Raw genomic sequence first — 7,357 nt, 5'->3', positions numbered from 1 at the left:
GAGATCAAGACGCTCATCGGCGCCTCGGTCGAGCAGGTCGAGGGCGGCTCCCGGCTGGTGGCCGACGCCGGGCGGACGATGCAGGAGATCGTCGGCTCGGTGCAGCGCGTGGCCGACATCATCGGCGAGATCAGCGCCGCCGCCACCGAGCAGAACCAAGGCATCGGCCAGGTCAACCAGGCTGTGGTGCAGCTCGACCAGATGACGCAGCAGAACGCCGCGCTGGTCGAGCAGTCAGCCGCCGCCGCCGAGAGCCTGCGCGAGCAGACCGCACGGCTCGGTACGCTGATGAATGCTTTCCGGGTTGACGCGTAAATGAATTTTGTAAGTAGCAATAAAAAATGGGTGGCCGGGTCTGCCACACACTGGGTAAGCGCTCTTCTGGTTTTCGTTTGCTCAGCGCTGGGAATTGCAGTAGCCCTCTACGAGTGGGAGGCGTACCGCGCCGCGATGGGTCAGTCTGAACAGACGAGCCGCAACCTCGCCGCCTCGGTGTTGAACGAGGTACAGGAGTCACTTCAGCAGGCGGAGACTCTAGTCAGCCTTATTGTGGGAACGATAGAGTCGATTCCCACATGGGAGACCTCAAGTACAACCGCTGTACTTCGCGACGTTATTTTAGAGCGCATTCATGCGCAACCTATGCTGCACGAGATATACGTCTACGACGCCGGAGGCCAGCTCGTCGTCAGCAGTTACACTTCCGCCCGTCAAGAGAACTCAGCCCTTCAGCAAGATTTCTTTGATTTCCATCGCAGAACCGCTCGTGACGTACTCCACATTGGTAAACCATTTAGAGCATTACCAGATGGCGAATGGGTGGTTCCCGCCTCCCGTCGCGTCAACACGCCGAAGGGAGCCTTCCTTGGTGTCGTGGTCGCAGCAGTGTCTGTGAAGCACTGGCAAGCCAGCTTTCAACAGTTGGACTTAGGCACCAATGGTCTCGTTGCAATCAATTCGCATGATGGAATAGTGCTGGCCCGATATCCTCATGTCGAGTCAGCCATTGGAGCGAGTCTCAAGGACACGCCAGTCTTTCGCGACTTTCTGTCGCGCAGCGTTCGCGGCAGCATGCGGGCCGCCTCCCCAATAGACAAAATTGAAAGGCAAAATAGTTTCGTACATTCGACGACGTTTCCGGTGATGGCAATCGTCGGGACTTCGACGGACCAAGCATTGAGCGCTTGGCGCAGTAAAGCTATTTTCAGTTTTATCATCTTCGGATTTCTAATATTACTCATTGCTGTTGCAGGTGCGATTATCCATCGCCTACTTAGAAAACAGAGCGAAATTCTGTTGCAACTAAGCTCTGCCCATCGTCGCTCAGCAGATATGGAGCGCGCCTTGGACGAGCATGCACTTGTTTCCATTGTTGATTCGAATGGCCAAATCCTCTACGCCAACCAAAAATTCTGTACGCTCTCGAAATACACGCACGAGGAGCTGAATGGCAGGGATTTCCGCATTACCCATTCGGATGTACATCCCGCAGTTCTTTTCAAGGAAATGCGACGAACCATGCAACAAGGGCAAGTCTGGAAGGGCGAATTATGCGAACGCGCCAAGGACGGCAGTCTTTATTGGGTAGAGAGCACTGTTGTTCCATTTTTGGACAAGAATGGCAAGCCGCTCCAATTCATTGAGATTAAGACAGACATTACTGGGCGAAAACGTGTCGAAGTCGCGATGCAGCAGGCATACAAGCAACTGGATCAATCCAATCAGCGGTTAGCGGCCCTCGCTGCATTCGATCAACTAACTGGTTTGCCCAATCGTCGTCATTTCGACGAAATATTGGATTCTGAGTTCAAGCGCGCGCACCGCAGCGGCCAGCCGCTCGCCGTGCTGATGGTAGATGTTGACTACTTTAAGCAGTTTAATGACCTGTACGGCCACGGGGGTGGTGATATTTGCCTTAAGCGTGTGGCAGGGGCTCTTCAGCGTGCGGAGCGACGCCCCGGTGATTTAGCCGCACGATGGGGGGGGGAGGAGTTTGCCATAATCCTTCCCAACACGAATAACTTAGGCGCCAAGGCTGTTGCAGAGTTAGTTCGCTGCGCAGTGCTTTCTCTATACATAGAGCATCAGGGTAGTCCGCTAATGCAGCTAAGCGTTAGCGTCGGAGTGAACGCCATTGCATCGACTGAAGTAGGCGACGCTGAAGAATTGATTAATGGGGCGGACAAGGCCCTATATCAGGCCAAGAAGGGCGGACGGAATCGCACCCATGTGCATGAGGCTAGCAAATCCCACATTAGCATCACGCATGATGCTGAAGCACGACGGAAAAAATTGATAGAAAACTGAATATGCTCACGCCTCCCGTTCTAAATGACGAAATCGAACGCCTGGAATCTCTGAGAAATCTTCTCATTTTGGATAGCCCGCAGGAGCAGCGCTTTGATTGGCTGGTCCGGTACGCCGCCGAGCAGTTTGATATGCCCATCGCAGCGTTTTCACTTATTGACGATAGGCGTCAGTGGTTTAAGGCCAAGATAGGGTTGGAGGTGAATGAAACCCCACGCGACATTTCTTTCTGTGGGCATGCCATCGCCAATGACGAAATTTTTATCGTCGAAGATGCGCTCGACGATGAAAGATTTTTCGATAACCCACTTGTAACAGAAGGATTAAAAATTCGTTTTTACGCTGGAGCGGCCGTAAAGTCTCCGGACGGCAAGCGCATAGGCGTTCTTTGTGTCATTGATACAAAACCACGGAAACTTAGCAGCCTCCAACTGCAAATACTCAATGCATTACGTGATCTAGCTGCGTCGGACTTCCAGACCCAACCTTCTGCAGAAGGCTAGAAAGCATGACTTCCGTCATAGGGTTAGGCACCAATTTTTTCCCATGTCAAGCTCACCCAGCTCTTTCTTTCCACATCCACCTCACACCGAGTTATACCTACAGGCCGGCGTACGGTTAACTGCGAGAGCATGACCTGCCAGCTGTGCGGGCCGCCGTCGAGAACTACCTGTAGCTGGCCACACTGAATTTGGTCGATTGTATCGTCGCTGCTGCAAAGCCGCGCGGAACTTTGATAATACAGTTTCGAGCTTGCGTGTTTTGAAAAAATTCTGCGCGAGGCAGGAGAAGTCAATCTTCTAGCCGAATCGTGGGTTCAATTAACTCAATTTAAGCAAAAATTCTATTTTGTGCGCATTTTTATGTCGACGCCAGAGAATCGCAAAAAATCAGCTATTTTTTGCCATTTGCAAAAATCTTCACGGCGGCCTCATTTTCAGAAGTATTCCCGAAACAAAAGAGTCCCATTAAAAAATATAATTGAATTTTTCAATCGGTGGCGATAAGCATTTTTATGCAGAGGCGAGATTGACCTGTTTCGTATATCACTGAAATAAAAATGCCAATATTGTTAAAAATTGGCGGGAGATGGAAATCTTTGAGTCGATAGTCTTTCAAAAGACATAAAATTAATATTCGGGTCAAGATGCAATATCGGCCTTATGAAAGTTGTGCGTGCCACCAATCTCTCTAGAATTATTACAGCCCGGATATGACTTCCCCATAGTCGCACTGTCGGTACTAATCGCCTTCTTCGCATCCTACGTCTCGCTGGATCTAGCGGGACGCGTCCAGAACCGAAACGGGCGGTCTGCGCTTGTGTGGATAGTCATTGGAGCGCTGGTGATGGGGTCCGGCATTTGGTCGATGCACTTCGTCGGCATGCTGGCGATGTCGCTGCCAGTCGAGCTGGGCTACGATCCCATCGTAACCGTGCTGTCTTGGATCGCGGCGGTCGCAGTGTCCGGGCTCGCGCTGCATATCGCGGGACGTTCGCACCTGAGCGGAAGGGCACTGCTAGCGGGAGCGAGTCTGATGGCCGGTGGGATCTGTGCAATGCACTACACCGGGATGGCTGCGCTGGAAATGTCAGTGCCCATTGTCTGGAACCCTCTGCTGGTGCTGGCCTCAGCCCTAATTGCTGCCACGGCTTCCGCCGCCGCGCTGCGCATCTTCTTTTGGATGCGCAGCGTCGATGGTCGCAAGGGTCAGCTTGTGAAGTTGGCGGCTGCGCTGGTGATGGGTTTGGCTATCAGCGGCATGCACTACACCGGCAGTGCTGCCGCGGGCTTCCCTGCAGACACCCTTTGCCTTAGCCGGGATGGTCTAGGCGGTCGTGATCTTGGCTTGCTTGTCGCTGCCGCTTGCTTGCTCCTGCTGTGCATGGGGCTGTTTGCCTCAACACTCGAGGCACGCATGCAGGGTGCAGCACTGCGCCTAGCCGCTACCCTCGCCTCTGCAAGCGAGCAGTTGAAGGGGGCCAAAACCGAGCTCGAGCAGATGGCGCATCGCGATTCGCTCACCGGCGTTGCCAACCGGGCGCTGTTCCAGGAGCGTTTAGCCGGAGCTCTGGAGCGGCTCGACCGCAGGGCGATCCCGAAGCTGGGCCTGCTGTTCATCGACCTCGATGGCTTCAAGCCCGTAAACGACAGCTATGGGCACGCTGTTGGTGACGTTGTGCTGCAGCAGGTGGCCACGCGGCTGCGCTCCGCCCTGCGCGAACATGATGTGCTGGCACGTCTCGGCGGCGACGAGTTCGTTGTACTAATTGAGGGAATCCAAGACGGGTCCGACCTCGCGCGTCTAGCGCTGCGCATGATTGAGTCGATGAACGCCCCGTTTGAGGGGGGTGGCCGACATGTCTCGCTGTCATGCTCGATCGGGGGACTAGTACATCCGGATCGGGGCCAGCGCGAGATGTTAATCGCCGACGTCGATGCTGCAATGTATGCCGCCAAGCGGGCGGGTGGCGGTGCCTTCGCGCTGTTCGAACCTCATATGCACGAGGATGTCTCAGGACAGGTCGAGTTGCGCCAGTCCCTGCGTGAGGCGATCGAGCACGGTCAACTCCGCCTGCACTACCAGCCCAAGGTCGACGGTCGTTCTGGGAAAATCCTAAGCGTCGAGGCCCTGCTGCGCTGGAGTCATCCGGTACGAGGTCCTATCGGCCCGAACGTGTTCATCCCGGTGGCCGAGCGTTTCGGCCTCATCATTCCACTGGGCAACTGGGTTATCAACGAGGCCTGTCGCCAAATTGCCGCTTGGCAGGCTGAGGGCGTAGAACTCACGGTCTCAGTCAATCTCTCTGTGCATCAGTTGAGGCAGACCGATCTGGTTGAACAGCTGCACTCGGCCCTGCTGCAACATGCCGTTAACCCACGGCAGCTAGTGTGCGAAATTACTGAGTCGGCAGCCATGGAGAACAGTCTGGAGACACAGCAGGTCATCGAGCAACTCACGGCGATCGGCGTGAGGCTGTCGATTGATGACTTCGGAACCGGCTATTCAAGCCTCGCTTCATTACGCCAACTGCGTGTGCGCGAACTGAAGATAGATCGCATGTTCGTAAAGGACATTGCAGATAATCATGATGCGAGGGCGATTGTCGACGCCATAGTGCGCCTCGCTCATGCACTGGGCCTACGCGTAGTAGCAGAGGGGGTCGAGACGCAACAGCAACGCGATGTGCTGAACGCGCTTGGCTGCGATGAGCAGCAGGGCTTTCTATTTTCGCGTCCGATGCCAGCTACGGATTTAATCAAGGCTTTGTTTAGAGAATCAGCTTTGCACAATTGAATTGAGGCTGAATATCCCTGCCCCCCGGCGGAGTTATGTCACTGCTACCATTTGCGGCCGGCCGAGCGCGGTGAAGCGGTTAAGCGCTGCAGCGAGCACCTGCGACCTGGCGATCGAAGGTGCGGACCATGACGCGCTCGCCCAGCAAGTTGAGTCAGCACATCTTGGTTTTCACGAGGCTGCGACGGCGCCAATGAAGCCAGTTGACTGTCGCAGTGCGGCTCCATGCAGAGACCTCGCGAAGATCTGCTCGGCGCAGCATATGCCGCTCCAGCAAGTGGCGGAACCCGAGGATCGTCCTCTCGCCGGGCAGCTGCGCTTGCCCGTTGCCCAAGCCCGCGAACTCGCAAAACAGCGGCACGTCGTGCAGCGCCTCTTCCATGGCCGGATCGCTCAGCGTGAACCACTACTGTCTATGAAGTGGATGCGCAGCATTGCATAAGCTCGTGCGGGTAGCGCACCTGCGATGGCGCATCGAGCGTGATTACCAGGACCTCAAGCAGGATCTGGGGCTCGGGCACTACGAGGGCCGAGGCTGGCGGGGCTTCCACCATCACGCCAGCCTCGCTATCGCCGCCTACGGCTTCCTCGTCGCTCAGCGCTTGAGCAACGAGCACAACGCCACAGACGGCGAAGAGGGAAAAATCCGCGCCTCGAACGCCGGCTGCCTGCGCTTCCCCGAGATTACGTTCCCCGGGCGCTCGGTCGCACACAGCGTCACGTCCCGAACTCGATCACGACGCTACGACTGCGGCTCAGCGCCTGCCTGCTCCTTGAAATGGGGCAATGTCCATTCTGCGGCTCGTGCAGGCGCCCGCTACGCTTATGACAGTAAGACTAAATCGGGGCCAAGTTTTCTTGTGTGCGCAGGCGCCCAAAAGGAAAGGGCGCCGCACAAATGCGGCGCCCTTCAACTTCATCATTTTAAATGCGGACCGGCTCGGCAATAGCCATGCACAATTCTGACGATTTCACTCTTGGATGTTTGCGAACCTGACCAGCGAAGCGTACTTCGCCATGTCTTCGCGAATTAGGGCAGCGAGATCTTCCTTGCCCGTGGCTGGAATGGCTCCACCCTCCTCCAGCCGGCGGCGAATGGCTGGGTCAGCCAGACCGGTGGAGAGTGCCGTACGCAGGGATTCCACGATGGGCGCGGGCAGGTCCTTCGGACCCGCCATGGCAAACCAGCCGTTGAGCTCGTAGCCTTTCAACAGCGCATGCTCGCCGAGCGCGGGCACCTGCGGCAGCGTCGGTAAACGTTTGGCCGAGGTGATGCCCAGCGGAACGATGCGGCCTGCCTGGATGAAGGGCGCGGCCGCAGTCGGCGACAGCATGGCGAAGTCCAGCGAGCCGCCCACGAGGTCGTTCGTCAACGGCGCGGTGCCTCGATAGGGAATATGCGTGAGAAAGATACCAGCACGCTGCTTGATCAGTTCTGTTGCGAAGTGCAGGGTCGAACCGACGCCAGAGCTGCCATAGTTGAACTTTCCTGGGCTGGCTTTCACCAAGGCGAAGAATTCGTTGAGGTTCTTGACGCCCGTCTTGGGCGACGCGACCAACATCTCCGGCGCTGTGGCAATCAGGCCTAGCGGCACGAGGTCCTTTTCCGGCGAGTAACGCTGCGCCTTGTTGACCAAGCCAGTGGCCGCCATTTCGTTGCTCGATCCGACCAGTAGTGTGTATCCGTCGGCAGGACTGGCTTTGTTGCGCAAATAGATTGAGAGCGAGATTCCCCTGACCCCGGACGGAGTTA

The 7,357-nt window shown here is 56.2% G+C and carries 5 protein-coding genes and 2 pseudogenes; 5 read left to right on the top strand and 2 right to left on the bottom strand.

All coding sequences use genetic code 11. From position 1 onward, the window contains the following. The 4 genes from D3A59_RS24335 to D3A59_RS24320 form a co-directional block, all read left to right on the top strand. Positions 1-315: methyl-accepting chemotaxis protein (locus D3A59_RS24335; protein ID WP_240636200.1), on the top strand; the 315-nt coding region annotated here is incomplete at its 5' end. Further along, the gene (locus D3A59_RS24330) at positions 316-2,307 is read left to right on the top strand and encodes a diguanylate cyclase (RefSeq protein WP_119157899.1); all 1,992 of its coding nucleotides are present in this window, start codon (positions 316-318) and stop codon (positions 2,305-2,307) included. A 2-nt stretch (positions 2,308-2,309) separates the two neighbouring features. After that, on the top strand, positions 2,310-2,810 hold the full coding sequence (locus D3A59_RS24325; protein ID WP_119157898.1) for a GAF domain-containing protein: 501 nt from the start codon (positions 2,310-2,312) through the stop codon (positions 2,808-2,810). Between the two features lie 673 nt (positions 2,811-3,483). Next, complete coding sequence (locus tag D3A59_RS24320) at positions 3,484-5,604, top strand: putative bifunctional diguanylate cyclase/phosphodiesterase (RefSeq protein WP_419187279.1); 2,121 nt, start codon at positions 3,484-3,486, stop codon at positions 5,602-5,604. A 256-nt stretch (positions 5,605-5,860) separates the two neighbouring features. Here D3A59_RS24320 and D3A59_RS24315 read toward each other — a convergent pair. Further along, positions 5,861-6,048: pseudogene (locus D3A59_RS24315) on the bottom strand (transposase); the annotation flags it as partial. Between D3A59_RS24315 and D3A59_RS26550 the strand changes: the two are divergent. Then, positions 6,048-6,433, top strand: a pseudogene (locus tag D3A59_RS26550) (hypothetical protein); the annotation flags it as partial. The pseudogenes D3A59_RS24315 and D3A59_RS26550 sit on opposite strands and share 1 nt — an antisense overlap. Positions 6,434-6,575: 142 nt before the next feature. Here D3A59_RS26550 and D3A59_RS24305 read toward each other — a convergent pair. Then, a partial coding sequence (locus D3A59_RS24305; RefSeq protein ID WP_119157896.1) for a Bug family tripartite tricarboxylate transporter substrate binding protein occupies positions 6,576-7,357 on the bottom strand: 782 nt, incomplete at its 5' end.

This window comes from Caldimonas tepidiphila, from assembly GCF_003569765.1.
Classification (GTDB): domain Bacteria; phylum Pseudomonadota; class Gammaproteobacteria; order Burkholderiales; family Burkholderiaceae_C; genus Caldimonas; species Caldimonas tepidiphila.
The sequence above is the reverse complement of the archived record's forward strand: the minus strand, read 5'-3'. Positions and strand labels throughout refer to the sequence as shown.

Coding starts and splice junctions, on each gene's coding strand:
- D3A59_RS24325 (WP_119157898.1), top strand. CDS start 2,310: ATGCTCACGCCTCCCGTTCTAAATGACGAAATCGAACGCCTGGAATCT.
- D3A59_RS24330 (WP_119157899.1), top strand. CDS start 316: ATGAATTTTGTAAGTAGCAATAAAAAATGGGTGGCCGGGTCTGCCACA.